Genomic DNA, 26,635 nt, shown 5'->3' with positions numbered 1-26,635 from the left:
CATCAGGCGGATACTTCCGCCAGTTTGGTCATGCGTGCGGCCATGCCCCGAAAAATAAACACATGGGCTGGCATCATCAAAAACCAGTAAATCAGTCCGTTTAAACCGGCGGGATGCCAGCGCGCCCGGACATCCAGCGTGCGGTGAGAGCCTTGGTCGGTAATGGTGAAGGTCAATTTCCCCAGCCCCGGCGCTTTCATGCCGAATAACATCACCAGCTGTCGCTGCGGTTTAATGGAGATCACTTTCCAGCCATCAATTTTATCGCCGATTTCCAGCGTAGGCCGATCCGGTCGTCCGTAGGTCACCCCATTACCACACAGATCGTCCAGTCTGGCGCGTAAATGCCACAGCATATTGGCATAGAAATAACCCTCCTTGCCGCCGATGCGTTGGATAACCTGCCACAGCGCCTGACTGGAGGCCGGGGTACTGAGCGTATGGCCCGCCTGTCTGGGGTAAAATCCATAATCCGGTTTCCAGCGGGCGCGTACTTCCGTATCGTTACCCCAATCGGCGCGTTGGATGCTTTCCATTTCGCTTTGCAGCGTAGAACGCACCGCTTGATCGAAGGTGAGCAGCGTTTGCGGGATCAACGACTGCAACATCGCGCCGTCCGCCTGAAGATCATGTTTCAATCCCTGAATAAGCGCGTGGGCAATCGTCGGCGGGACCGCCGTAATCAGGTGCAAAAACCACACCGAAACCCGGTGCGTTGGTATCGGTACGGGGATCAATAAGCGACGTTTTCCGCTGATGGCGATAAAACGCTCAAACATGGTCTGGTAGCTGATATATTCCGGGCCTACCGCATCCATGATGCGATGTTCCCGTGCCGGGTGATGACGGATTTCGGTCAGATACGCCAACAGATTTTCCAGCGCAATCGGCGAGGAGCGGGAACGCACCCAGCGTGGCGGTGTCAGAATTGGCAGGTTGTACACCATATCCCGCATGATCTCAAAAGCGGCGGAGCCAGCGCCGATGATAATCCCGGCGCGCAGTTCTGTTACCGGAATACCGCTGCGCCGCAGAATATCGCCGGTGATTTTTCGCGCCTGCAAATGTGGCGTGCCAGCGTCTTTCACCTGGATCGCACCGAGATAAATGATCTGTTTTACCCGGCTGGCGGGCAACGCCAGCAACAGATTCAAGGCGGCCAGACGCTCTCTGGCGGTGAAGTTTTCGCCATCGCCCATACTATGCACCAGATAATAGAGCGTTTCTGCGCCCCATAGTCCTTCCGGCAGCGTATTGGGCTGGCACAAATCCACCTGCCGACACTCGACTCCCGGCCAGTGCTGCGCGTCAATGGCGGCAATATGACGTGCCGCGGCGATCACCGGTTGTCCCTGCCGACTGAAACGTTCGCATAAACTGCGGCCAATGTAGCCGCTGGCGCCCAGAATCAGTATCGGGGCGGAGGGTGATGTCATGACGGCTATACTCCCTGAAAAACTTAACGCTACGGTTTATTATTTACGATTTCTTACTATAGCGGGGAACCAGGAAAACAGCAGCGCGATAGGAAGACGGATATAAAAAGAGAAAAACCAGTTATGAGGAAAATAGCGCCATTAATATCGGCGCGACCAAACTCAATAGAAAACCGTGCACAATGGCCGCCGGCACCATATCGACCCCGGCGCTGCGTTGCAAGACCGGCAATGTGAAATCCATCGACGTCGCGCCGCATAGCCCAAGCGCACAGGCGCGGTTGCGTCGTGTCAGGGCGGGAATCAACATGATGGCTAACAGTTCGCGCGCCAGATCGTTGAAAAAGGCCGCGCTGCCGATCACCGGGCCTAAAGCGTCGGTCAGCAGAATGCCGGATAACGAATACCAGCCATAGCCGGATGCTATCGCCAGCCCGGTTTTGAGCGGCAGGCCGAGCACCCAGGCAGCGAGTAAGCCGCCTGCCAGCGCGCTGACGCCGACAACTAACGCAATCGACATTCCCCGCCGATTCAACACGATTTGGCGTAGCGTCATTCCGCTGTTGCGTAACTGTATTCCGACTAAAAACAACAACAGAATCAGCGCGTATTCACTGCCTTCACTGGCATAGATCAAACCAGGCCATTGCGTCAACCCCAGCAGAAAACCGCCGAATACCACCAGACACAGCTTTAACGAATCCAGAATCATATGCAGGCGGGAAGGCGGCGCTTCCTGGGGAAATTTCCCCGGCCAGACATCACGCTTTCCCCACAACCATAACGACAAGGCATTTGCGGCAATGATGCACACAAAGAAAACGGCGGCGTAACGAAAAATCAGAAACAGATTGCTGCTGAGATTGTCCAGAAAAGCCAGGCTAATTCCCATTAAAAATAGAATGACGTACACCATCCAACTAAGTAGCTGATTGATTGTCTGTAGTACTTTTTTCGCGCGCAAAGGCACCAGATAGCCAAACAGCAGTGGCAATAAAATAATTAATAATCCCGAATACATCACAGAATTGAGGTCCTTAAAAAGAAAAGCGGGCAACAGGCGGGGAATAAGACATAATCTATTAAAATTAAACAATTAATCACGTTGAGTAAAGGCTTGTCTGGAAATCTGTTCCATCAACAGATGGTTTTGTTATCTTGCCCGTATCATCGAAAAGAAAACAGGAGAGGCGGATGTATCTGGAGAATATAGAGATACTGGGATTCCGGGGGATTAATCGCCTGTCGTTAACGCTGGATGAGAATACGGTGTTGATTGGCGAGAACGCCTGGGGAAAGTCCAGCCTGCTTGATGCGCTGTCGCTGTTGTTGGCCCCGTCATTGCCCCTTTATCATTTCGATTTGCAGGATTTCTATTTTAAGCCAGGTGATGAGAACAGCCGTGAACGCCATTTGCAGGTTATTTTTACCTTCTGCGAAAATGCGCCCGGCCACCACCTTGCGCCGCGTTATCGTCCGTTCAAACGCGTGTGGGTTGAAGGCAGCGCGTCGCTGTACCGGATGTTCTATCGGCTGGAAGGCGAGGTGGACGAAAGTCAGGCCGTCTTTACCTGGCGCAGTTTTCTTGATGCGCAAGGAAACCCGATTCAACTGCATGACATCGACGCGTTGGCGCGAGAAGTTATTCGTCTCAATCCGGTACTGCGTCTGCGTGATGCCCGCTTTATCCGACGATTACGTTCGGGTTCTATCGCCGCGACCATCGATAACAGCAATGAAAAGCTGGCGCAGCAGTTCGAGCAATTGATGCGCGAACTGGCGCAGAATCCGCAGAAACTGACGGATAAAGAGTTGCGTCAGGGGCTGGTTGCCATGCGGCAATTGCTGGAACACTATTTTTCGGAACAGGGTTCCGCCGCCAGTGAGCGTCATCATCGACAGGAACGAGCGTATAACGGGAAATCCTGGCGCTCGCTGGATAATATCAACCGGCTGATTGCCGATCCGAATAGCCGTAGTCGGCGGATTATTTTGCTGGAACTGTTTTCCACGCTGCTACAGGCCAAAGGTTCGGTGGCGCTGGATGCGCATTCCCGTCCTCTTTTGCTGATAGAAGATCCCGAAACGCGATTACATCCCATTATGTTGTCGGTAGCGTGGGGGCTACTGATGCAATTGCCGCTACAGAAAGTCACGACCACGAATTCCGGCGAATTGTTGTCCCTGGTGCCGATGGAGCAGGTATGTCGTCTGGTGCGAGAATCTTCCCGCGTGGCGACCTTCCGCATCGGCCCGCAAGGGATGAGCGCGGAAGACAGCCGCCGCATCGCTTTCCATATCCGCTTTAACCGCCCGGCATCGTTGTTCGCCCGATGCTGGTTGTTGGTGGAAGGGGAAACGGAAGTCTGGATGCTTAATGAACTGGCGCGGGTGTGCGGTCATCATTTTGCAGCGGAAGGTGTGAAGGTGATCGAGTTTGCCCAATCAGGACTCAGGCCGTTGGTAAAATTCGCCCGACGAATGGGCATCGAGTGGCATGTGCTGGTGGACGGCGATGACGCCGGGAAAAAGTATGCCGCCACCGCGCGAAGCATGCTGTCCGCCGATGGCGACCGCGAGCGGGATCATCTGACGATACTGCCGGCGCTGGACATGGAGCATTACATGTATCGTGAGGGCTTCAGCCATGTTTATCATCGCACGGCGCAGTTGCCGGAAAAAGTGCCACTCTCGATGCACAAGATTATCGTCAAGGCGATTCATCGCTCGTCAAAACCGGATTTGGCGATCGAAGTGGCAATGGAAGTCGCCGCCAGGGGAAGCGACGCGATCCCGCCATTGATTCGCAGCATGTTTTCCCGCGTATTATGGCTGGCTCGTGGCCGGGCGGATTAGCTGATCGCGAAGGCGGTAGCGTCATAAAAAATGCCGGTCAGCAGGTGACCAGCATTTTTGTCTTACCCTAACAGATGGCAGAAATTGTTGCAGGGCATGGCGGTAAGGGTTAGGAAACCGCTTCGCTTACCAGTGGCACAATCAGACTGGCGTGATTACCTTTTGGTCCTTGGTGAACATCAAACTTGACAATCTGCCCGGCCTTTAGTGTCCGATATCCGTCCATTTGAATTGTTGAGTAGTGGGCAAAAATATCTTCGCCGCCGCCTTCAGGACAGATAAAGCCAAAGCCTTTGGCATTATTGAACCATTTAACAGTACCTGTCTCCATGCATCGACATCCTTCGCAAGCGCGTTTTTTAAGTAAGAGGAGAACGTTTGGTTAATTTGAATACAAATTGATTAAAACCTCATCAATTCAACAGTACACTTTAGTGAAATCGATCCCGGCGTCAAGCGATCCGCCTTTGAGGGCGCGGGGGAGTTTTTGAAAATTTGATGCAGATAACGCTATTGACGATGCGGGTTGTGGAGGACGCAGTAAATAAGCGAGATAACAGAGATTGATTTTATGTTTTCCGACCACCATTTTATTACCTGGATGGTAAAATAAAAACCAGACGTGCTACTGTAAATACTCAATACCGTGACAAATGATGCCATTGAGATGACGTTGGACTGAGAATGGGAAACAACAGTACGTGGTCACAGTCGGAGCAGCAGACTGCCGATCGATCCAAAGAAAAACTACAGCCTCCATCGATGTATAAAGTGTTGTTAAACAATGATGATTATACACCGATGGAATTTGTTATTGACGTTCTGCAAAAGTTCTTTTCTTATGATATTGAACGTGCGACGCAACTGATGCTGACTGTTCATTATCAGGGAAGGGCGATTTGCGGCGTATTCAGCGCTGAAGTGGCTGAGACCAAAGTTGTACAAGTCAATCGTTATGCCAGAGAAAATGAGCACCCGTTGCTCTGTACGCTGGAAAAAGCCTGAAGTCAGGCAATTTATTGGGGGAGGTGCCTATGCTCAATCAAGAACTGGAACTCAGTCTCAACATGGCTTTCGCCAGAGCGCGTGAGCACCGACACGAGTTTATGACCGTGGAGCATTTGCTGTTGGCTCTGCTCAGTAATCCGGCCGCACGTGAAGCATTGGAAGCCTGCACGGTAGATTTGGCTGCGTTGCGCCAGGAGCTTGAGGCTTTTATCGAACAAACCACGCCGACATTACCGCAGAATGATGAAGAGCGTGAAACCCAACCAACGCTCAGTTTTCAACGCGTGTTACAGCGTGCGGTGTTTCACGTTCAGTCATCAGGGCGCAGCGAAGTGTCCGGGGCGAACGTGCTGGTCGCCATTTTCAGCGAGCAGGAGTCCCAAGCGGCCTATCTGCTGCGCAAACATGATGTCAGCCGTCTCGACGTGGTGAACTTTATTTCACACGGCACGCGCAAAGAAGAATCCGGGCAGTCGCCAATCCCGGATAACCCTGTCAATGAAGAACAGACCGCAGGGGAAGACCGTATGGAAAACTTCACCACCAATCTGAATCAGCTTGCCCGCGTTGGCGGCATCGATCCCCTTATTGGCCGGGAGCGGGAACTGGAGAGAACCATTCAGGTGCTGTGCCGTCGTCGTAAGAACAATCCGTTGCTGGTGGGGGAATCCGGCGTCGGCAAGACAGCGATTGCGGAAGGTCTGGCATGGCGGATTGTGCAGGGCGATGTCCCTGACGTTATGGCGGACGCCACCTTGTACTCGCTTGACATCGGCTCCCTGCTGGCCGGGACGAAATATCGCGGTGATTTTGAAAAACGTTTCAAAGCGCTGCTGAAACAGCTTGAGCAGGATAAAAACAGCATTCTGTTCATTGATGAAATCCATACCATCATCGGCGCAGGCGCGGCGTCCGGCGGTCAGGTGGATGCCGCTAATCTGATAAAGCCGCTGCTCTCCAGCGGCAAGATCCGTGTCATCGGTTCAACCACCTATCAGGAATTCAGCAATATCTTTGAAAAGGATCGGGCGCTGGCGCGTCGTTTCCAGAAAATCGATATCACTGAACCCAGCGTGGAAGAAACCGTACAGATTATTAACGGCCTGAAACCGAAATATGAAGCTCACCATGATGTGCGTTATACGGCGAAAGCGGTGCGCGCGGCGGTTGAACTGGCGGTGAAATACATCAATGATCGTCATTTGCCGGACAAGGCGATTGATGTCATCGATGAAGCGGGGGCGCGCAGCCGTTTGCTGCCGATCAGCAAGCGTAAGAAAACGGTCAATGTGGCGGATATCGAATCGGTGGTCGCGCGCATTGCCCGCATTCCAGAAAAAACCGTATCGGCCAGCGATCGCGATGTGCTGAAAAACCTGAGCGATCGTCTGAAAATGTTGGTGTTCGGTCAGGATAAAGCGATTGAGGCGCTGTCTGAATCCATCAAGATGAGTCGTGCAGGATTAGGTCATGAGCGTAAACCGGTCGGCTCTTTCCTGTTTGCCGGTCCGACAGGCGTGGGTAAAACGGAAGTGACCTTGCAGTTGGCCAAAGCGCTGGATATCGAACTGCTGCGTTTTGATATGTCTGAATATATGGAGCGCCATACTGTCAGCCGTCTGATTGGCGCGCCGCCGGGATACGTGGGTTACGATCAGGGTGGGTTGCTGACGGATGCGGTGATCAAACATCCGCATGCCGTGCTGCTGCTTGATGAGATCGAAAAAGCGCATCCAGACGTATTCAATCTGCTCTTGCAGGTTATGGATAACGGTACATTGACGGATAATAACGGACGCAAGGCCGATTTCCGCAATGTTATCGTGGTCATGACCACGAATGCCGGTGTGCGGGAAACGCAGCGTAAATCCATCGGGATTATTCATCAGGATAACAGCAGCGATGCGATGGAAGAGATTAAGAAAGTATTTACGCCGGAATTCCGTAACCGTCTTGATGGGATTATCTGGTTCAACCATCTGTCCCCTGAAGTGATTCAGCAGGTGGTGGATAAATTCATTGTCGAACTGCAAGCGCAACTGGATGCGAAAGGCGTTTCGCTGGAAGTCAGTGATGACGCGCGTAATTGGCTGGCGGAGAAAGGCTACGACAAAGCTATGGGCGCCCGCCCGATGGCCCGCGTCATGCAAGAAAATCTCAAGAAACCGTTGGCGAATGAACTGCTGTTCGGCGCGTTGGTCGATGGCGGCTCTGTGACTGTTGAACTGGATAAAGCGACTCAGCAACTGACTTACGGTTTCCTCAGTGCGCAGAAGCGTAAAGCGGAAGGCGCCGTTCACTAAGCATGAAGCGGGAGCGGATCGCACGGTAAACGCGGTTGTGAGTAACTAACTGATTAGAGTAACTAAAAAGGTGATGCTCCGGCATCACCTTTTTTAATGACTGATGGCGAATATTTTAATCGCGAATGGGTGTGCAAACACAAAAGCCCCTGCCGAAAACGGAAAGGGCGGAGAGGTAAAACATCCTCGGAGATCGCTACTATCAGCGATGGGCGAACCGGTTAACGGCTGCGGAAGACAATGCGGCCTTTGCTCAGGTCGTAGGGGGTCAGTTCTACAGTAACTTTGTCACCCGTCAGGATGCGGATATAGTTTTTACGCATTTTACCGGAGATATGAGCGGTAACCACGTGCCCGTTTTCCAATTCAACGCGGAACATGGTATTGGGCAGCGTATCAAGCACGGTGCCTTGCATTTCAATATTGTCTTCTTTGGCCATCGAATCCTCTAGGTCTAACTACCTTTGTTTTTAACCGGCAAGATAATGCCGAAAAACCTACATTATGTAAAGAAGCGTTCATAAGCTAAGTCGTATTTACGAACGACGTATCAACGTTATTGTGTCGGTTCAGCCAGCGTTTGCGGCAACCAACAACGGTCATCTACCGGGATAGCCTGTAGCTGAAAAAGAAATTGCAAAAAACGTTCACGGGCTATTTCACACACGCCCAGTGAGGCGGTATGTGAATTCAGTACCTGGCAATCAATCAGTACGCCGCCGTGATGGATAAAATGTTGCTGAAATGTCAGTAACGCATACTTAGAGGCATTATCTGCACGGCTGAACATCGATTCCCCGCAAAACAAACTGCCCTGCGCGAGACCGTATAGTCCACCAATCAGCGCGCTATTCTGCCACACTTCGACGGAATGTGCTTGTCCTGACTTATGCAGTGCGCCATAAGCCGCGATAATTTCCGGGGTAATCCAGGTTCCACCGGCATGTTCGCTAGCGCAGGCCGTGATAACCTCGTCGAACGCATGATTTATCGTGACCGTAAAGTCATGTTTTCTCAGGAATTTCTTCATGCTGCGGCTGATATGCAAGCCAGCAGGAAATAAAACGGCGCGAGGATTGGGCGACCACCATAAAATAGGGTCGCCGGGAGAGTACCAGGGAAAAATACCTTGCCGATAAGCCATTTTCAACCGGGCAGGCGTGAGATCCCCGCCATATGCCAATAGTCCGTTGGGTTCCTCCAGCGCGTCAGCCGGGTCGGGAAAATATAATGAGTCAGAAGAAAGCTGATACAGACGCATAATATTAAACCTGATGAGTATCAATGCGCTGACGAAATTGCCAGTAGCGCCCTTGCTGCGTCATCAGAGAATGATGATGACCGTCCTCGATGATTTTTCCGCCATCCATCACACAAATGCGATCCATCGATTCAAGTTCATGCAGACGATGAGTAATCACAATCAATGTTTTTCCCGCGCACTGCTGACGCAGTAGCCGTAAAATACGTCGTTCGGTTTCGGCATCCAAACCTTCAGTCGGTTCATCCAGCAGCACCAACGGCGCGGCGTGCAATAACGCTCGCGCCAGCCCGATACGGCGCTGTTCTCCGCCGGAAAGCTGGCGTCCGCCTTCGCCAAACCAGCTATTCAGCCCCTCGTTTTCCAGCAATTTATCCAGACCGACTTGTTGTAACACGGCGACAAGCCGCTCGTCACTCGCGCCTGGCGCGGCGAGTAGCAGGTTGTTGCGCAGCGTAGCGCTGAAAATATGTACCCGTTGAGGGACGACGCTCATCATGGCGCGCAATTCATCTTCCGCCCAGGCGGAAAGCGGTTGGCCGTTTAACCTGATTTCGCCTTCTTGACAGTCCCACGCACGGGTAATGAGTTGCAACAGCGTGGATTTACCGCACCCGGTGCGGCCAAGCAGAGCGATGTGCTCGCCCGCGCGTATATTCAGTGTGATGCCTTCCAACATCGGCGTCGACTGTTCAGGATAGGTAAAGCCGACCTGATGTAACGCCAGCGACGCCTCGGCGCCAGCAGACGGCCCCTGCGCCGGGAATGTCACCAGCGGCGTTTGCCGGATGATTTGATCGACGCGGGCGGCGGAGGCGATAACCTGCCCCATATGCTGAAAAGCGCCAGCAACCGGAGCCAGCGCCTCGAAAACGGCCAGCGAAGCAAAAACAAACAGCGCGATCAAGGCGCCTGGTTGGGGATCGCCGCCTACGCCGCCAGCCGCCAGCCAGAGGATAAGCGTGACGGTTAATCCGCTACACAGGATCATGAGCGCCTGCGACAATCCCGTTAAATGGGTCTGTTGCTGTTGACGGCGTAACCACTGGCTTTCCAATCGCGCCAATTGCTGGCGGAAGGTGGACAATGCGCCGAATACCGTCAACTCGGCCTGTCCTTGCAGCCAGGTCGTCAATTGAATACGGTATTGCGCGCGCAGCCCGGTTAAATCCTGTCCGATGGTTTTTCCTGCCTGGTAAAACACCACCGGCAGCGTCAGCAACAGGACCAGCGTAATGGCGCATAATGTCAGCGCCAGCGAAGCGTCCAGCCAACTGAGTCCGTAGGACACGAGGAGAATGACCAGCAGCGCACTCACCAGCGGGGAAATGACGCGCAGATATAAATGATCAAGCGTATCGACATCGGCCACCAGTCGATTCAGCAATTCAGCCTGACGGAAACGAGCGATCCCACCTGGCGACAACGGCAGGATGCGGGAGAAGGTAAAGACGCGCAGACGTTGCAATACGCGAAATGTGGCATCGTGGCTGACAAGTCTTTCGGCGTAACGTCCCGCTGTTCGGGTAATCGCCGCCCCGCGCACGCCTGCCGCCGGCAACATATAGTTGAACGTATAAAGCCCAGCGACGCCTGCCAGCGCCGCTCCCGCCAGAAACCAGCCGGACAGGGCAAGTAACCCGATGCTTGCCAGCAGGGTGACAATCGCTAATAGAATGCCCAGAGTTAACCGCCAGAAGTGGCGACCATAGAGGGCCAGAAAGGGTTTTAAAATCTGTCTGGTGGTTCGATATTCGGTTTTACGGGACATATCACAGATCTCCCTGTCGTTGCGCCATCAGATCGGCAAAAGGGCCTGATTGGTTACTCAGTGACGGATAATCGCCCTGCTGAATCAGGCGGCCATTATCCATTACCCAGATAGCATCGTAATGAATGGTGTCATTTAACTGATGGGTCACCAGCAGAGTGGTCTGGTGGTCAGACGCATCACTTAAGGCGCTCATCACCCGCTGTTCGCTGTGAGCATCCAGACTGGCGCTCGGTTCATCAAGCAATAAGAGGGCGCAGGGTTTTATCAGCGCGCGGGCCACCGCGACGCGCTGTGCCTGACCAACCGAAAGGCGGGCGGCGTTATCGCCGATAATCGTTTCCAATCCTTGCGGCAGTTGTGGAATGAACTCATGCACATAGGCACGTTCAATGGCCTGCTGTAACTCTTCATCGGTTGCTTGCGGCTTGCCCAGCAGGATATTCTCACGCAGCGTCTGCTCCGGCAGGTGGGGATTTTGTCCGACCCAGCTTAATTGTCTACGCCATGCATCCGGGGACAATGTATTCAGTTCGATGCCGTTAACGGAGAGCGAGCCGCGATAGGGTAGGAAGCCCAGCAATACGTTCAGAAGCGAGCTTTTCCCCGCCCCGCTTATGCCCACCAGCGCAATGCGTTTGCCGGCTTCTATCGTAAAGGTCAGCGGTTGAGTCAATGGCGCGCCGGTTGGCGCCAACACCACCAGATCGCTGGCGCGAATCTCAATCGGCCCCTGATCAGGGAATGTCTGCTCGCCGAATCCGACGGTTTCTCCTTCCGACGTCAGAAAGGTCACCAACGATTCGGCGGCGCCCACCGCCTGCGCCTTCGCGTGGTAGAACGTCCCCAAATCGCGTAACGGCTGGAAAAACTCCGGCGCCAGAATCAACACCAGAAAACCGGCAAAGAGCGTAACGCCCGCGCCGTAGTGACCGAAATTCAGTTCACCCAGATAGGAGAAGCCAAAATAAACGGCGACCACTGCAATAGAAATAGAGGCGAAAAACTCCAGAACGCCTGAAGAGAGAAAAGCCATACGCAACACTTCCATTGTCCGGCGGCGAAATTCTTCCGAGGCATTGCTGATGTGATCGATTTCCGCTCGGCCACGATTAAACAATCGCAGTGTTTCCAATCCGCGCAGACGGTCAAGGAAATGACCGCTCAACCGGGCCAGCGCCTGGAAGTTACGCCGGTTGGCGTCCGCCGCGCCCATACCGACCAGCGCCATGAACAGCGGGATCAGCGGGGCAGTGAGTAGAAGAATTAAACCGGCAGCCCAGTTGATGGGAAAAATGGCGATCAGAATAAGCACCGGTATCAAGGCGGCCAGATACATTTGCGGAAGATAGCGGGAATAGTAATCCTGCATATCTTCAACCTGTTCCAGAATCATGGTCGCCCAGCTTCCGGCGGGTTTACCCCGCACCCAGGCAGGCCCCAACTGTTGTAATCTGTCCAACACCAGCTTGCGGATTTGCTGGCGTACGGCTTGACCGCACATAAAACCGACGCGCTCACGCAACAGGTTGTTAAGCGCCCGGAGTACAAAGGTGGCGCCGAGCAGTAAAAAAGAAGAAAGCAGTGACTCGCGGGGCGTGTGGTCGATAATCAACGCCTGGAGCAAGCTAGCCAGTAACCAGGCTTGCACGACGATTAATACGCCACTGAGAAAACCGAGTAAAAGTGAAAAGCGTAACCAACGCTGCGCCAGTTTGCTTTGTTGCCGAAGCCAATGGGTCAGTTCTTGTTGTCTGGTTTTTTTCATCAGGCACCAGGTCATCATGTTGCGGGGAGAGTGTTAATGGAAAATAACGCTTATATAACCGTTATTTAACAAGTTCAGCCACTGACACTCAGAGTGCGGTCATGTTACCTCGCCAATCGCGGGCTGCAAATCAAAAGGAAGCGTAAAATAGGTGAAATGATCAATTTTTGCGTGATGACAAAGGAAAAAGAAAAATACATCCGGGAAAGAAAAATCCTCCCCGGATGCCGCGGATGCGCACTATTTTGCGGGCGTTAAACCATCCAGATAACGTTCTGCGTCCAGGGCGGCCATGCAGCCGGTTCCCGCAGAGGTAATCGCCTGACGATAGATATGATCCATCACGTCACCGGCGGCGAAGACGCCGGGAATGCTGGTTTGGGTCGCGTTGCCATGAATGCCGGACTGTACCTTTATATAGCCGTTTTCCAGTTCAAGCTGATCGCCGAATACCGCGGTGTTGGGGCTATGGCCGATAGCGATAAAGACGCCGGCCAGTTCCAGTTCCTCGGTCGCATCACTATTGGTATCGCGTAGACGGACGCCGGTCACCCCCATGTTGTCGCCGAGAACCTCTTCCAGCGTGCGGTTGGTATGAAGAACGATATTGCCGTTTGTCACCTTATCCATCAGCCGATCAATCAGGATTTTTTCTGATCGAAAGCTATCGCGGCGGTGGATCAAATGCACTTCAGCCGCAATGTTGGATAAATAGAGCGCTTCCTCAACCGCCGTATTCCCGCCGCCAACCACCGCCACTTTCTGACCGCGATAGAAGAAACCATCACAAGTCGCGCAGGCTGAAACACCTTTACCTTTGAACGCCTCTTCTGAAGGAAGTCCCAGGTAGCGTGCGGATGCGCCCGTGGCGATAATCAAGGCATCACAGCTGTATTCATCGCTATCGCCGAACAAACGGAACGGGCGGGTTTGCAGGTCAACGCGCTGGATATGATCGAACACAATCTCGGTATGGAATTTTTCAGCGTGGGCGTGCATACGCTCCATCAGCAGAGGACCGGTTAAATCGTCTGCGTCACCCGGCCAGTTTTCCACTTCAGTGGTGGTCGTCAACTGGCCGCCTTTCTCCATCCCAGTGATCAATACCGGCTTGAGGTTGGCGCGAGCGGCATAAACCGCGGCGGTATATCCGGCCGGGCCTGAACCCAGGATCAATAGCTTGTGGTGTTTAACGGTACTCATGCGTTCCTCATTTTACGATGACGGACAATGGCGATGATTGTAAGGAAATTACCAGAGTAAAAAAAGTATGAGGAAAGGTTGTTAGCTATTTGTTTAATTGCTGATGGCTATCAGAGAGATAATCTGCTGATAGATCAGCCATATTCATAAGTAAAATGACTGGAAGACGGATCTGAGGGCGCATTATCTTATCTTCACTGGTACTTTCTTCTGATTTTAGTTGTTTTACTTTGACAATCGGCTGGGCTTTTGCGAAAACATCTGGGTAAGAGGAAATTTTTTGTATATGAATAGTTAAAAGCTCGGCTTTTTGTTCAGTGCGTTTCGGTTGGTTTTTACGCCATGGAAACATCGTTTTTGTCTGGTCCGGGTTGACCAAACGGGCAGAACGGCGACGGGATTAGCACAAATAGATAATGGCTTTTGATATACAGAATAGATCGCGGATCTTCTTAAGGGCGGCTCTGAAGCATTGACGTCTGTCGGAGTGCAGCAGGTGCAGGGAAAAGTGGAGAGAGACAATAATAATGGTAGACATTAAAAAGCGACCAGGAAAAGATCTCGATCGTATTGATCGCAACATCCTGAACGAATTACAAAAAGATGGACGTATTTCCAATGTCGAACTTTCCAAGCGGGTTGGGCTATCTCCAACACCTTGTCTGGAGCGTGTGCGCCGTCTGGAAAGGCAGGGTTTTATTAATGGGTACACAGCGTTGCTGAATCCGCATTATCTGGATGCCTCGCTGTTGGTTTTTGTTGAAATCACGCTGAATCGTGGCGCGCCGGATGTTTTTGAGCAGTTCAATACGGCGGTGCAAAAGCTGGAGGAAATTCAGGAGTGTCATCTGGTTTCCGGCGATTTTGACTATCTGTTGAAAACGCGGGTGCCGGATATGTCCGCTTACCGTAAACTGCTGGGAGAGACGTTGCTGCGCCTGCCGGGTGTGAACGATACTCGAACCTATGTGGTGATGGAAGAAGTTAAGCAAAGCAATCGTTTGGTCATTAAGACACGATAAATGCATGGGTGCAAACCCCGATAAATTCAGCTACACTCCTGTGAATTTATACAGTTTCAGCGCCGGGTTTTTCTCGGCGCTTTGTCATAAACCTTTACAGGCCCCTGGAGAAACGCTTGAGCCAGGAATATACAGAAGATAAAGATATCACCCTGAAAAAACTCAGTGGTACCCGACGTTTGCTTGAAGCGATTTTGATCGTAGTGGCGCTTTTTGCTGTTTATCTTGGTGTCGCATTACTCAGCTTCAGTCCTTCCGATCCCAGTTGGTCACAAACCGCGTGGCATGAGCCGATTCATAACTTTGGCGGCGTCGCGGGCGCTTGGCTGGCCGATACGCTGTTTTTCATTTTCGGCGTGCTGGCTTATGCCATTCCCCCCGTTATGTTATCGCTGTGCTGGGTGGCGTTCCGCCATCGCGACAATCAGAATGCCGTTGATTACTTCACTTTTTCTCTGCGTTTGATTGGCGCGCTGGCGCTGATTCTCACGTCTTGCGGTTTGGCCGCGTTGAATGTGGATGATCTCTACTATTTTGCTTCCGGCGGGGTATTGGGAAGCTTGCTGGGCAGTTCCATGATCCCCCGATTTAACAGCATGGGCGCGACCTTGATCCTTTTGTGCGTCTGGGCGGCAGGGTTGACGCTGTTTACCGGCTGGTCGTGGTTGACGATAGCGGAAAAAATCGGAGCTGGCGTTTTGGGCTGTTTGACCTTTCTGTCTAACCGTTCGCGTCGTGATGATGAGATGCTCGAATCAGCGTCTGCCGGGCAACTAACGGCAACTTCCCCAACCCATACCGATGATGATGATGTGCTTTTTTCCGCCCCGTCGGTTACGAAAGCCCTGACTGTGGCATCGGCGGAAAAGCGTGAGTCTGAAAATGCCGCCACGGATATGAATCCTGCGGCTGAACCGGTTGCCGCATCGCAATCGTCGGTTGCGCCGGCAACAGAGCAACAACTCGCGACGCAGCAGAAGATCGACGTCGCACCGTCAATGAACCCGCCGTTATATTCGTTTGAATTGCCTTCGGCGGCGGAAGATCATCATGATCGTGCGGATGCATATGCGCCTTACGGGGATAAAAATAATCCGCCAGTCACTCAGCCGCTGGCTATCCCGCCCGATGAGCAACGGCCCGCTTTGGCGCAATCGCAAGCGGTTATGGCGGCAGGCGACGGCGCATACCAGGCAAATACGACTTTTACGCCGGCTTTCAGCGCCCCGGAGGATGAGAATCCGCAGGTAAAACAAGGCGACGGCCCGGAACTGCCGCGTCCGAATCCGGTTCGTATCCCGACTCGTCGTGAACTGGCGTCCTACGGAATCAAATTGCCGTCGCAGCGATTGGCGGAAGAGCAGGCGAGGTTGGCGCAATCGCAGAATGCCCGGCAAGAGAATACCCAGCAAGATAATGCTCAGGCCGGCAGCGGATATGCGAATGATCAGGATGATATCGCGATGCAGGAAGCGGCGTTGCAGCGGCAATATTTCGAACAGCAACGTCAGCGCTATGGCGAGGATTATCCTCAGCCGCAAGACGATGATGATGTCTTGTTGCAGGCTCAATTAGCTAAAGATTTCGCCGCTCAGCAGCATAGCCGCTATGGTCAGGCAGACGCGTCTGTGGCGGATGAGCCGCCGTTCACGCAGTCTGTTCAACCGCATCATGATGCGCCGCCAGCGCAAGTTGAGCGTGACGTTATCGCGGGAGACAATGGCGAGACCTATCCGGCGGCGCAGGAAGAACCGGCGTCAGCCCGTCAGTCTATTATGGATAGCCTGATTCATCCTTTCCTGATGCGTAACGAGCAGCCATTGCAAAAGCCGACTACGCCTCTGCCAACTCTGGATTTGTTGACGCCACCACCCGCCAGCGAAGCGCCGGTGGATAATTTTGCGTTGGTACAAACTGCCCGTCTGATTGAAGCACGGCTGGCGGATTTTCGGGTAAAAGCCGATGTCGTCGATCACTATCCCGGACCGGTGATTACTCGCTACGAACTGGATCTGGCGCCAGGCGTTAAAGCGGCACGGATCTCCAATTTATCCCGCGATTTGGCTCGCTCCCTGTCGGTGGTGGCGGTGCGTATTGTCGAAGTGATTCCGGGAAAAACCTTTGTCGGCCTGGAATTACCGAACCAGCATCGTCAAACGGTTTATCTGCGAGAAGTGCTGGATTGCGCGCGCTTTCGTGATAACCCGTCGCCGCTGACCATCGTGCTGGGTAAAGACATTGCCGGGGAGCCGGTAGTGGCCGATCTCGCGAAAATGCCGCATTTGCTGGTGGCCGGTACAACGGGTTCCGGTAAATCTGTGGGCGTCAACGCGATGATCATCAGTATGCTGTACAAAGCGACGCCGGAAGATGTACGCTTTATCATGATCGACCCGAAAATGCTGGAACTCTCTGTTTACGAAGGAATTCCTCATTTGCTGACGGAAGTGGTGACGGACATGAAAGACGCCGCCAATGCATTGCGCTGGTGTGTGGGCGAGATGGAACGACGTTACAAACTGATGTCGGCGTTGGGCGTGCGTAATCTGTCAGGCTATAACGAGCGGGTCAGGGAAGCGGATGCCATGGGACGACCGATCCCCGATCCTTTCTGGAAACCGGGCGATAGCATGGATATGACGCCGCCGGTACTGGAAAAACTGCCGTATATCGTGGTGATGGTCGATGAGTTCGCCGATCTGATGATGGCGGTAGGCAAAAAGGTTGAAGAACTGATCGCCCGGTTAGCACAGAAGGCACGCGCAGCGGGTATTCATCTGGTGCTGGCGACGCAGCGGCCTTCGGTTGATGTGATTACCGGCCTTATCAAAGCGAATATCCCAACGCGTATCGCCTTTACCGTATCAAGCAAGATTGACTCGCGCACCATTCTCGATCAGGGCGGCGCCGAATCCTTACTGGGCATGGGCGATATGCTTTATATGGCGCCCAACTCATCGATTCCAGTTCGCGTTCACGGCGCTTTTGTCCGCGATCAGGAAGTACATGCGGTGGTTCAGGATTGGAAAGCCCGCGGACGGCCCCAATATATTGATAATATCGTCAGCGGCGGTGATGAAGGTGAAGGCGGCAGCCTGGGCCTGGATGGGGATGAAGAACTGGATCCGCTGTTTGATCAGGCTGTCGCGTTCGTGGTGGAGAAACGCAGAGCGTCTATTTCCGGCGTGCAGCGCCAGTTTCGCATAGGTTATAACCGCGCCGCACGTATCGTCGAACAGATGGAATCGCAAGGGATTGTCAGTTCGCCGGGTCACAATGGCAACCGTGAAGTATTAGCGCCTCCGCCGATGGAGTAAAGCATAAGGGCTGCGGTTGCAGCCCTTAATGCAAAGAAGCGTAAAAGCCGCAATTAGCAGACAATTCGCCTATCACAGCCCGAGTCGCTTCAGCTAATGTGTTGAAGACGCAGCAAGTCTGATGGTTTTACCGCGATAACGCGTGATATCGGAAAATTCAAAGGATTTTGTATGATGAAGAAATGGTTAATCGCCTGTTGCCTGATATCGGGTATGGCATCAACAGCCGTATATGCTGATGCGGCCAGTGATTTGCAAAGCCGGCTCAGTAAAGTAAATAGCTTCCACGCCAGTTTCAGCCAGACAGTAACCAGCGCGGATGGCGCCGCTGTTCAGGAAGGCGAGGGCGAGCTGTGGTTGAAACGCCCTAATCTGTTTAACTGGAAAACAACTTCGCCGGATGAAAGCGTGCTGGTTTCAGATGGCAAAACGCTGTGGTTCTATAATCCCTTTGTTGAACAGGTTACGGCAACCTGGCTAAAAGATGCGACAGGCAATACGCCGTTTATGTTGATTACGCGTAATGATGCCAGTGATTGGAGCAAATACGAGGTGAGGCAGAACGGTGATGATTTTGAATTGACGCCGAAATCAGCCAGCGGCAACCTGAAACAGTTTGCTATCAGCGTGACGCCGAGTGGAACGATCAAGACATTCACCGCAACGGAACAAGATGGACAGCGCAGTACTTATGTATTGAAAAACCAGCAAAATAGTACGGTTGATTCTGCGAAATTTACTTTTACTCCACCGCAAGGCGTGATGCTGGATGATCAGCGTCAGTGAGGTCTGAGTGAGCAATCTGTCACTGGATTTTTCTCAAAATGCGTTTCAACCGCTGGCCGCACGTATGCGGCCAGCGACGTTGGCGCAGTACATTGGCCAACAGCATTTGCTTGGTGCGGATAAACCGTTGCCTCGCGCAATTGAAGCGGGCCAACTCCACTCCATGATCCTGTGGGGACCGCCTGGTACGGGTAAAACCACACTGGCGGAATTAATCGGTCGTTACGGACAGGCCGATGTTGAACGCATCTCGGCGGTAACCTCCGGTATCAAAGAGATACGTGAAGCGATCGAGCGGGCGCGGCAGAACCGTCATGCCGGGCGTCGGACGATCCTGTTTGTCGACGAAGTTCATCGGTTTAATAAAAGTCAGCAAGACGCTTTTCTCCCGCATATTGAAGACGGCACCATCACTTTCATTGGCGCGACGACTGAAAACCCATCTTTCGAACTTAATTCAGCCTTGTTATCACGTGCCCGCGTGTATTTGCTCAAAGCGCTGACGGCGGAAGATATTGAACTCGTGTTGCAGCAGGCGATGACAGACCGTGAGCGAGGATACGGTGGGCAGAATATTGTTCTGCCGGATGACACTCGTCGTATGTTGGCGGAACTGGTCAATGGTGATGCCCGAAGAGCGCTGAACAGCCTGGAAATGATGGCTGACATGGCGGAAGTGGATGCACAAGGCAGTCGGGTATTAACGCCGTCGCTGCTTAAAGAAGTCTCTGGCGAACGCAGCGCTCGGTTTGATAACAAAGGCGACCGCTATTACGACCTGATTTCCGCTTTACATAAATCGGTCAGAGGATCGGCGCCGGATGCGGCGTTGTACTGGTATGCGCGCATTATCACGGCAGGCGGCGATCCGTTGTATGTAGCCCGCCGTCTGCTGGCTATTGCTTCCGAGGATGTTGGCAATGCCGACCCGCGGGGAATGCAGGTGGCTATCGCCGCGTGGGATTGCTTTACACGCGTGGGGCCGGCGGAAGGCGAACGGGCTATTGCACAGGCTATTGTTTATCTGGCGTGTGCGCCGAAAAGTAATGCGGTCTACACTGCGTTCAAGGCCGCCATGCGTGATGCCGGTGAAAAGCCGGACTATGATGTTCCCGAACATTTGCGCAATGCGCCTACGCGTCTGATGAAAGAAATGGGGTTGGGGGCGGAGTATCGCTATGCGCACGACGAACCCAACGCTTATGCCGCCGGAGAGAACTATTTCCCGCCGGAAATGGCGCAAACGCGTTATTACATCCCATCAGCGCGTGGACTTGAAGGAAAAATTGGTGAAAAGCTCGCCTGGCTTGCTACTCAGGATCAAAATAGCCCGACAAAACGCTACCGCTGAACTAAGCGTTGCGGTAAGGTTAACGGGACATTTTCTGCAATCCGGTGAGCAATAATTAACCGGATTCACTACCATTTCATTTGATAATCATAAGCACAGGATTAGCATGCTCGATCCCAATTTACTGCGTAATGAGCTAGACGCAGTCGCCGAAAAGCTACTGGCTCGCAGAGGCTTTAAACTGGATGTGGACACCCTGCGTAAGCAGGAAGAACGCCGTAAAGTTCTCCAGGTAGAAACTGAAAATTTGCAGGCCCAGCGTAATTCCCGATCGAAAGCGATTGGCGCGGCGAAAGCGCGAGGCGAAGATATCGAGCCATTGCGTCGCGAAGTTAACGAGTTGGGTGAGAAACTGGACGCCGCGAAAACAGAACTCGACCAACTACAGAATGAAATCCGCGATTTGGCGTTAACCATCCCTAATCTGCCTGATGACTCAGTACCGCTGGGCAAAGATGAGAACGATAACCAGGAAATCAGCCGTTGGGGTGAACCTCGCAAATTTGATTTTCCGGTGCGTGATCATGTTGAACTGGGAGAGATGGCAGCCGGGGTTGACTTTGCCGCTGGTGTAAAATTAACCGGCGCGCGTTTTGTGGTGATGAAAGGGCAGATAGCCCGTCTGCATCGCGCACTCTCCCAATTTATGCTGGATTTGCACACCCAACAGCATGGTTATCAAGAAACGTATGTGCCTTATCTGGTCAACCATGCCACGCTATATGGCACGGGTCAGTTGCCAAAATTCGGCGAAGATCTGTTTCATACCAAACCATTAAGTGAAGAAGCGGATACCAGTAACTACGCGTTGATTCCGACGGCAGAGGTGCCGCTGACCAATCTGGTGCGTGATGAGATTCTGGATGAGGAGTCATTGCCGCTGAAAATGACGGCGCATACGCCATGCTTCCGTTCTGAAGCCGGTTCTTATGGCCGCGACACGCGTGGTCTGATCCGTATGCATCAGTTTGACAAAGTGGAACTGGTGCAAATCGTTCGTCCTGAGGATTCTATGCCGGCGCTGGAAGAACTGACGGCGCAAGCGGAAACCGTATTACAGTTGCTGAAGTTACCCTATCGTAAGGTATTGCTGTGTACCGGGGATATGGGGTTTGGTTCCAGCAAGACCTATGACCTGGAAGTGTGGTTGCCTGCGCAAAATACGTATCGCGAGATCTCTTCGTGTTCAAATATGTGGGATTTCCAGGCTCGTCGTATGCAGGCGCGTTGCCGCAGCAAAAGCGATAAGAAGACGCGACTGGTACATACCTTGAACGGTTCAGGGTTGGCGGTTGGTCGTACTCTGGTTGCTGTGCTGGAGAACTACCAGCAGGCTGATGGCCGGATTGAAATTCCTGAAGTATTACGCTCTTATATGGGCGGCTTGGAATTCATCGGCTGATAATCATGTTTTTGTGAAAAAGCGTCATCATGGCGCTTTTTTTTCATCTGTGGCTCGGCGATTTTTTTTCATCGTGAAAATTATTTTTTGCTTTTATCAGCGTATTTATGCGCGGTTTTGCTATGTGAACGCATTTAAAATCAAAATGATATAATTAGTCTGTCTGCGCGAATATTCAACTCAGCCTTTTTTTGATAAATTATTTAAATCAATGCGGCTATACAGTCCGTTTCTTCCCTTTTGCCTGGATTGACTTTCTAATACGCAATGGCATGATGCGCTCACTCTTCTCTTGGTCGTCTGGTTATCCACTTCATTATGTCTGCTTACTCTCGCCCAGTGCGCTTTCTGCTCTGTGGCCTTTTGCTGCTGACGGTTTGTATTGCCGTATTAAATACACTGGTCCCACTTTGGCTTAATTATCAGCAACTTCCAATCTGGCAGGTAGGGTTGGTTGGTTCGTCTTATTTCAGCGGTAATCTGGTCGGGACATTATTGGCGGGTAAGTTAATCAGAGGCTACGGATTTAACCGCAGTTATTATTTCGCTGCCTTGTTATTTGGCATGGCCACTGTCGGATTGGGGCTTTCTGTCGATTTCTTGAGTTGGCTATTCTGGCGTTTTCTGGCCGGGGTTGGTTGTGCGTTGATATGGGTGGTGGTTGAAAGCGCGTTGCTATGCAGTGGTACAACGGCTCAACGCGGACAGCTATTGGCCGCATACATGATGGCTTATTACCTTGGCAGTGTGGTTGGGCAATTGCTGCTTGGCGCTTTGCCAACGCAACTTCTGAGCGTTTTGCCTTGGGTTGCCGCGTTAATTATTCTGGCGATATTGCCTTTGCTGTTTACCCGCGTTCCGGGGCCGTCCACCCAGGGACGTCGCGTCAATGTGTGGCAAATGCTTAAATATCGGAGCGCCCGGCTGGGCGTACACGGTTGCGTGATTTCCGGGGTTATTTTGGGATCGCTGTACGGTTTAATGCCGCTTTATCTTTCACATCAGGGTATGAGTGATGCGCAGGTTGGTTATTGGATGGCATTGCTGATTAGCGCCGGTATTGCAGGACAGTGGCCGGTCGGGAGAATGGCCGATCGGTATGGACGTTTGTTGGTCTTGCGGGTATTGGTTTTTGTGGTGATCATTGGTTGCCTGGCGATGTTGAGTATCAGCCACTATGCTATGGCGCCGGCGCTGTTCATGCTTGGTTGTGCGGGTTTTACGCTTTATCCGGTCGCTATGTCGTGGGCATGTGAAAAGGTAAACCCGGATGAACTGGTGGCAATGAATCAGGCGTTACTGCTGAGTTATACGCTTGGCAGCTTGTGTGGCCCAAGTCTTGCGGCAGTACTGATGCAAACGTATTCCGATCGATTGCTGTTTGTGCTGATTGCTGTGGTAGCGTTGTGCTATCTGGTTATGTTGTTGAAAAAAGCCGACCAGCATCCGACGCCACTGGCTACTGCCTGAATTTTTATTTCAAACTGGCCAGAGAACTCTGGCCAGCTTCAACCATATTATTCCACAACGCCTCTGCTACCGGACTTAGCCGCTGTTTGGCATTTTTTATCAAATAGAAAATGCTGGTCAGTTTCAAATGATTTGGGGCGATAGCCGCGAGTTTGCCTTTTTCAACCCAGGGGGACGCATAGTGATCGGGGAGGAAGCCGATATGGGTGCCTGCGAGCAGGAGTAATAAACTTCCTTCAAGATGCCAGGCCGTCTGGTGATATCCTTGTTTTGATACTGGCCCCAACTGCTTACTTATTTCATTGAAGGCATGTCCGCCTATCAATAATCTACGTGGATTTAATTCACCATTTTTCCATTCTTGCTCAATAGTTTCAGCATTTTCTGCTGTAGAGTAGAAGTAACTATGCTCCACGAACACGGGCTGATAGAAGATTTCTGTTGGAATATCATCAGGTAAGGCGCTTAAGACGATATCTAGATTTCCATTTTTGAGTCTTTCCATTAAAGGAATATATTCAATAATCTCAAGTTCGACATTCACTTCTGGGCTTTGGTTGTAAAGCTTCGCGATGGCTTGAGATACAACATTGTTAGGGTGTGTTGCTATATTGTCCAGACAACCTAATTTGACTGTTCCAACAAGATAGTGCTTAATCCTTGCTAATCGATTGGCAAAATCATCCAAAGTTGAAATAACGGACTTTGCTTCCTGATAGACGATTTCACCTTCAGTGGTCAATGAAAAACCACCACGTCCTCGTTCGCACAAAACCAGTCCCAGTGTGTCTTCAAGGCGGGATAAGTAGTGACTCAGCACCGGTTGGCTTAATCCAGTTACCGCCTGCGCGTTTGTAATCCCTTGTTTTTCAACTATTTTACAGAATAGCTTAAGCCAGCGAATCTCCAGTTTATCTAAGCGCATAAATATTCCCTTAGCACACATCACATCCTTGAATGTTAACATCAAAATATATCTGTATTAATCAATATAATTCTTATTTATATTGTCCCTAAACCACATGGGTATGTGGTTCCCGCGAAAACGCGGTTTTATGCGTCACATCAGGGTCTCTCTCATAAACAATAGCACTGCTAATTATTTAGCAGTGCCATTGTTCTATACGGCATACTGCAACCTCTATAAAATACCATAAACATACAATAACTATTGTGTCATTGGTTTATGGGGTGGATATGTCTCAAGGAAATGCTGTATCTGAGAAAGTTCAGAAATCACGGCAGATATATGATTATGAATATGAAACGGTGCCTGCCGAAGCGCGTAAGCGCTGGTATGTCATCGCTTTAATCTGGTTGGCAATCGGTATTGATATCTCCGGGTTGTTCCTGGGCGCGTTTTTAAGCGGAGGGTTGCCATTTGCTCAAGCCGTGAGTGCGACGCTGATTGGATCGGCTTTGCTCGGTGTTTTGGCAGCATTATGTGCTAATGTCGGCTATGGTTGCGGTCTGTCCACATCATTACTGAGCATTTCTGTATTTGGTCGTCTAGGTGGAAAATTGATAGGGATTTTTTCTGCTATTTCTCTACTCGGTTGGTTTGCTTTTCAACTCGATTTCTTTGGTGTGATGCTGCAAAAAGCACTGATGAATTATCATCTCGAACCAGGTCGTTTACCCATATTGCTATTTGGCATGATTTTGATGACGTTCACGGCGATTTGGGGTGTCAGATCATTGGGTAAACTAAGTGTATTTAGCGTACCACTAATGCTGATATTGATAATAACAGGCATTGTGCTGGCTTCGATAAATCATGCTGACATTCCGGCAATGGTAATTAAATCCCCAATCAGCATGGGTACCGCCATTTCTTATGTGGTTTCTATCTGGATCGTTGCAGCCGTTATGTCTCCTGATATTGCTCGTTATGCCAAGACTCGTAAAGATGCCATATTAGGCGCCGGGCTGGGATTCTGTTTCGGCAATAGTTCTACAATATTAGTTGCGTTAGTACTAACTCGACTCGTGGGCAGTGATGATCTCGTTGAGATATTTTTTAATATTGGTCTTGGCATCTCCGCTATTTTAGTTTTGATTTTTGCACAATGGACAACTAATAGTTGTAATCTTATTTCCTCATCCTTGGGCCTGTCTGTGGTTATTCGATGGATATCACGTCCTGCCATAGTGATTTTTATGGCGCTCTTAGGTCTTTTCTTGGCATATAATGGAATGATCAATAACTTTACTTACTTCTTGTCACTTCTTGGTGTGCTCATTTCACCTATTGCAGGTGTCTACCTTGTAGACTACTACTACCATGATTCCAGTTGCTTAAGGCAGGATATATCTCAAGCTCAAATGTTAAACATCTCTCCATCCATATCCTGGCTATGTGGATGTATTGTAAGTATTTTGTCATCACCTGATTTTATTGGCGCATTTACCATCACTACCATCTCTGCTTTAGATGGGGTATTAGTCAGTATGGTGGTTTATATATTTTTGCATAAGCTCCTCCCACAGCAGAGTAACTGATAAGTCTCGAATGCTGGGAATATCGTTATCGCAATTGGATGAATAATGTTCTGTTATATTGACGATGAAAAGATCGATGATATTGCGCTAGGCGCAGCTATTCTTGGAACTGGTGGTGGTGGCGACCCTTATATTGGTTCTTTGATAGCAAAACATGCTTTGCGGCAGGGAGCTTCTGTTCCTATTTTAAAACTGGATGAGATCAAAGATGATGATCTCTTTATTCCATGCAGTACTATTGGAGCACCCACGGTTTCTGTTGAGAAAGTCATTTCACCGCAGCAAATTGTTCTGGCCTTTGAAACAATGGAGCAAATTTTAGGACAATCGGCAGTCGGTACATTTTCTATTGAAGTTGGCGGTATTAACTCATTAATTCCTTTTGTTGTTGCGGCACAAAAAGGGTTGCCGGTGGTGGATTGTGATGCCATGGGCCGCGCGTTTCCTGAAGCGCAGATGGTGACCTTCTTTTTGGATGGTCTTACATCTGGCCCTAATACGCTGGCCGATGAAAAAGGCAATTCGGTGGTCCTGAATCCGATTGACGGTCTTTGGTCGGAACGCCTGGCCAGAGCAATCACGGAGCAGATGGGCGCCGCCTGCGCCATGTGCGACTATCCATTACGCGGCTATCAACTAAAACAAAGCGCCATTAAAGGCACGCTTTCACTGGCCCAAAAGATTGGTCAGACGCTTCGTTTGGCGCATCGGTCAGGCAGTAATCCTATTCAGGCTTTATTGTCGGTACTCAATGCCTATGTTATTGCTTCTGGTAAAATTGTGGATGTTGAGCGCCGCACTACCGGCGGCTTTGCACGTGGAAAAGTGTTGCTGGCAGGGATGGGCCGTTTCAAAGGCGAGTCGTTTACCGTGCTGTTCCAGAATGAACTCTTGCTGGCTTACCGCGCCTCTGAACACGATGCGCCGACACAGGATAATCTGCTGGCGGTAGTGCCGGATCTGATCTCGGTGCTGGACAGTGAAACCGGGCGGCCAATTATCACTGAACAATTGCGTTATGGTCAGCGAGTCGATGTCATCGCCTATCCGTGTAATGAGAAATGGCGGACTCCCAGAGGGCTGGAGGTTGCTGGGCCTGGCTATTTTGGCTATCCGGTACATTTTGTTCCAATTGAACAGCTGGCAAATCGCTGAGGCCCTTATCCCTTTGTGGAAAGA

At 51.3% G+C, this 26,635-nt stretch carries 21 protein-coding genes; 11 read left to right on the top strand and 10 right to left on the bottom strand.

Going from position 1 to position 26,635, the window contains the following annotated elements:
• Positions 1–2: 2 nt before the first annotated feature.
• Together NC856_RS13815 and NC856_RS13810 are read right to left on the bottom strand one after the other, a co-directional pair.
• Positions 3–1,436: an SDR family oxidoreductase gene (locus tag NC856_RS13815; RefSeq protein ID WP_264091003.1), complete on the bottom strand. Its 1,434-nt coding sequence runs from the start codon at positions 1,434–1,436 to the stop codon at positions 3–5.
• Between the two features lie 121 nt (positions 1,437–1,557).
• Positions 1,558–2,457: a lysine exporter LysO family protein gene (locus NC856_RS13810; protein ID WP_264091079.1), complete on the bottom strand. Its 900-nt coding sequence runs from the start codon at positions 2,455–2,457 to the stop codon at positions 1,558–1,560.
• A 173-nt stretch (positions 2,458–2,630) separates the two neighbouring features.
• On the opposite strand from NC856_RS13810, the gene NC856_RS13805 reads away from it, so the two are divergent.
• A complete protein-coding gene (locus tag NC856_RS13805) occupies positions 2,631–4,292 on the top strand; it encodes an ATP-dependent endonuclease (RefSeq protein WP_264091002.1) in 1,662 nt (553 codons plus the stop codon).
• 109 nt (positions 4,293–4,401) lie between these two features.
• On the opposite strand, the gene cspD is transcribed toward NC856_RS13805, so the two are convergent.
• Positions 4,402–4,623: a cold shock-like protein CspD gene (gene cspD / locus NC856_RS13800; protein ID WP_264091001.1), complete on the bottom strand. Its 222-nt coding sequence runs from the start codon at positions 4,621–4,623 to the stop codon at positions 4,402–4,404.
• 353 nt (positions 4,624–4,976) lie between these two features.
• Between cspD and clpS the strand changes: the two genes are divergently transcribed.
• Together clpS and clpA are read left to right on the top strand one after the other, a co-directional pair.
• Positions 4,977–5,297, top strand: coding sequence for an ATP-dependent Clp protease adapter ClpS (clpS, locus tag NC856_RS13795; RefSeq protein ID WP_264091000.1), 321 nt, complete (start codon positions 4,977–4,979; stop codon positions 5,295–5,297).
• Between the two features lie 29 nt (positions 5,298–5,326).
• Positions 5,327–7,603, top strand: a complete 2,277-nt coding sequence (clpA, locus tag NC856_RS13790; RefSeq protein WP_264090999.1) for an ATP-dependent Clp protease ATP-binding subunit ClpA — start codon at positions 5,327–5,329, stop codon at positions 7,601–7,603.
• Between the two features lie 221 nt (positions 7,604–7,824).
• Here the strand turns inward: clpA and infA are convergent, their stop codons facing one another.
• The 6 genes from infA to NC856_RS13760 all read right to left on the bottom strand — a co-directional run bounded on the left by infA (position 7,825) and on the right by NC856_RS13760 (position 13,958).
• Positions 7,825–8,043 carry a translation initiation factor IF-1 gene (gene infA, locus NC856_RS13785; RefSeq protein WP_002211347.1) on the bottom strand — a complete coding sequence of 73 codons (219 nt, stop codon included), beginning with the start codon at positions 8,041–8,043 and terminating at the stop codon, positions 7,825–7,827.
• Positions 8,044–8,159: 116 nt separating this feature from the next.
• Complete coding sequence (aat, locus tag NC856_RS13780) at positions 8,160–8,864, bottom strand: leucyl/phenylalanyl-tRNA--protein transferase (RefSeq protein ID WP_264090998.1); 705 nt, start codon at positions 8,862–8,864, stop codon at positions 8,160–8,162.
• A 4-nt stretch (positions 8,865–8,868) separates the two neighbouring features.
• Positions 8,869–10,635: a heme ABC transporter ATP-binding protein/permease CydC gene (gene cydC, locus NC856_RS13775; protein ID WP_264090997.1), complete on the bottom strand. Its 1,767-nt coding sequence runs from the start codon at positions 10,633–10,635 to the stop codon at positions 8,869–8,871.
• A 1-nt stretch (position 10,636) separates the two neighbouring features.
• A complete protein-coding gene (cydD, locus tag NC856_RS13770; RefSeq protein WP_264090996.1) occupies positions 10,637–12,403 on the bottom strand; it encodes a heme ABC transporter permease/ATP-binding protein CydD in 1,767 nt (588 codons plus the stop codon).
• A 240-nt stretch (positions 12,404–12,643) separates the two neighbouring features.
• Positions 12,644–13,606, bottom strand: a complete 963-nt coding sequence (gene trxB, locus NC856_RS13765; protein WP_264090995.1) for a thioredoxin-disulfide reductase — start codon at positions 13,604–13,606, stop codon at positions 12,644–12,646.
• A gap of 85 nt (positions 13,607–13,691) precedes the next feature.
• Positions 13,692–13,958 carry a hypothetical protein gene (locus tag NC856_RS13760; protein ID WP_264090994.1) on the bottom strand — a complete coding sequence of 89 codons (267 nt, stop codon included), beginning with the start codon at positions 13,956–13,958 and terminating at the stop codon, positions 13,692–13,694.
• A 175-nt stretch (positions 13,959–14,133) separates the two neighbouring features.
• Here NC856_RS13760 and lrp point away from each other — a divergent pair, with 175 nt between their 5' ends.
• The 6 genes from lrp (at position 14,134) to NC856_RS13730 (ending at position 22,954) form a co-directional block, all read left to right on the top strand.
• Positions 14,134–14,628, top strand: a complete 495-nt coding sequence (gene lrp / locus NC856_RS13755; RefSeq protein WP_113868243.1) for a leucine-responsive transcriptional regulator Lrp — start codon at positions 14,134–14,136, stop codon at positions 14,626–14,628.
• A gap of 116 nt (positions 14,629–14,744) precedes the next feature.
• Positions 14,745–17,945, top strand: a complete 3,201-nt coding sequence (locus NC856_RS13750; RefSeq protein ID WP_264090993.1) for a DNA translocase FtsK 4TM domain-containing protein — start codon at positions 14,745–14,747, stop codon at positions 17,943–17,945.
• 174 nt (positions 17,946–18,119) lie between these two features.
• Positions 18,120–18,731, top strand: coding sequence for an outer membrane lipoprotein chaperone LolA (lolA, locus tag NC856_RS13745; RefSeq protein WP_264090992.1), 612 nt, complete (start codon positions 18,120–18,122; stop codon positions 18,729–18,731).
• A gap of 7 nt (positions 18,732–18,738) precedes the next feature.
• Entirely contained in the window at positions 18,739–20,082 is a 1,344-nt protein-coding gene (locus tag NC856_RS13740) for a replication-associated recombination protein A (RefSeq protein ID WP_264090991.1), read from the top strand.
• Positions 20,083–20,188: 106 nt separating this feature from the next.
• Positions 20,189–21,484, top strand: coding sequence for a serine--tRNA ligase (gene serS / locus NC856_RS13735; protein WP_264090990.1), 1,296 nt, complete (start codon positions 20,189–20,191; stop codon positions 21,482–21,484).
• Between the two features lie 318 nt (positions 21,485–21,802).
• The gene (locus tag NC856_RS13730) at positions 21,803–22,954 is read left to right on the top strand and encodes an MFS transporter (protein ID WP_264090989.1); all 1,152 of its coding nucleotides are present in this window, start codon (positions 21,803–21,805) and stop codon (positions 22,952–22,954) included.
• Between the two features lie 4 nt (positions 22,955–22,958).
• Here NC856_RS13730 and NC856_RS13725 read toward each other — a convergent pair whose 3' ends face one another.
• Positions 22,959–23,879, bottom strand: coding sequence for a LysR family transcriptional regulator (locus tag NC856_RS13725; RefSeq protein ID WP_264090988.1), 921 nt, complete (start codon positions 23,877–23,879; stop codon positions 22,959–22,961).
• A gap of 272 nt (positions 23,880–24,151) precedes the next feature.
• On the opposite strand from NC856_RS13725, the gene NC856_RS13720 reads away from it, so the two are divergent.
• Positions 24,152–25,456, top strand: coding sequence for a cytosine permease (locus tag NC856_RS13720; RefSeq protein WP_264090987.1), 1,305 nt, complete (start codon positions 24,152–24,154; stop codon positions 25,454–25,456).
• Positions 25,457–25,501: 45 nt separating this feature from the next.
• A complete protein-coding gene (locus NC856_RS13715; protein WP_264090986.1) occupies positions 25,502–26,611 on the top strand; it encodes a DUF917 domain-containing protein in 1,110 nt (369 codons plus the stop codon).
• Positions 26,612–26,635 lie beyond the last annotated feature (24 nt).

Origin of the sequence: Brenneria izbisi, from assembly GCF_025840185.1 — a bacterium.
Classification (GTDB): domain Bacteria; phylum Pseudomonadota; class Gammaproteobacteria; order Enterobacterales; family Enterobacteriaceae; genus Brenneria; species Brenneria izbisi.
The sequence above is the reverse complement of the archived record's forward strand: the minus strand, read 5'-3'. Positions and strand labels throughout refer to the sequence as shown.

Coding starts and splice junctions, on each gene's coding strand:
- NC856_RS13815 (WP_264091003.1), bottom strand. CDS start 1,436: ATGACATCACCCTCCGCCCCGATACTGATTCTGGGCGCCAGCGGCTAC.
- NC856_RS13810 (WP_264091079.1), bottom strand. CDS start 2,457: ATGTATTCGGGATTATTAATTATTTTATTGCCACTGCTGTTTGGCTAT.
- NC856_RS13805 (WP_264091002.1), top strand. CDS start 2,631: ATGTATCTGGAGAATATAGAGATACTGGGATTCCGGGGGATTAATCGC.
- cspD (WP_264091001.1), bottom strand. CDS start 4,623: ATGGAGACAGGTACTGTTAAATGGTTCAATAATGCCAAAGGCTTTGGC.
- clpS (WP_264091000.1), top strand. CDS start 4,977: ATGGGAAACAACAGTACGTGGTCACAGTCGGAGCAGCAGACTGCCGAT.
- clpA (WP_264090999.1), top strand. CDS start 5,327: ATGCTCAATCAAGAACTGGAACTCAGTCTCAACATGGCTTTCGCCAGA.
- infA (WP_002211347.1), bottom strand. CDS start 8,043: ATGGCCAAAGAAGACAATATTGAAATGCAAGGCACCGTGCTTGATACG.
- aat (WP_264090998.1), bottom strand. CDS start 8,864: ATGCGTCTGTATCAGCTTTCTTCTGACTCATTATATTTTCCCGACCCG.
- cydC (WP_264090997.1), bottom strand. CDS start 10,635: ATGTCCCGTAAAACCGAATATCGAACCACCAGACAGATTTTAAAACCC.
- cydD (WP_264090996.1), bottom strand. CDS start 12,403: ATGAAAAAAACCAGACAACAAGAACTGACCCATTGGCTTCGGCAACAA.
- trxB (WP_264090995.1), bottom strand. CDS start 13,606: ATGAGTACCGTTAAACACCACAAGCTATTGATCCTGGGTTCAGGCCCG.
- NC856_RS13760 (WP_264090994.1), bottom strand. CDS start 13,958: ATGTTTCCATGGCGTAAAAACCAACCGAAACGCACTGAACAAAAAGCC.
- lrp (WP_113868243.1), top strand. CDS start 14,134: ATGGTAGACATTAAAAAGCGACCAGGAAAAGATCTCGATCGTATTGAT.
- lolA (WP_264090992.1), top strand. CDS start 18,120: ATGAAGAAATGGTTAATCGCCTGTTGCCTGATATCGGGTATGGCATCA.
- serS (WP_264090990.1), top strand. CDS start 20,189: ATGCTCGATCCCAATTTACTGCGTAATGAGCTAGACGCAGTCGCCGAA.
- NC856_RS13730 (WP_264090989.1), top strand. CDS start 21,803: ATGTCTGCTTACTCTCGCCCAGTGCGCTTTCTGCTCTGTGGCCTTTTG.
- NC856_RS13725 (WP_264090988.1), bottom strand. CDS start 23,879: ATGCGCTTAGATAAACTGGAGATTCGCTGGCTTAAGCTATTCTGTAAA.
- NC856_RS13720 (WP_264090987.1), top strand. CDS start 24,152: ATGTCTCAAGGAAATGCTGTATCTGAGAAAGTTCAGAAATCACGGCAG.
- NC856_RS13715 (WP_264090986.1), top strand. CDS start 25,502: ATGTTCTGTTATATTGACGATGAAAAGATCGATGATATTGCGCTAGGC.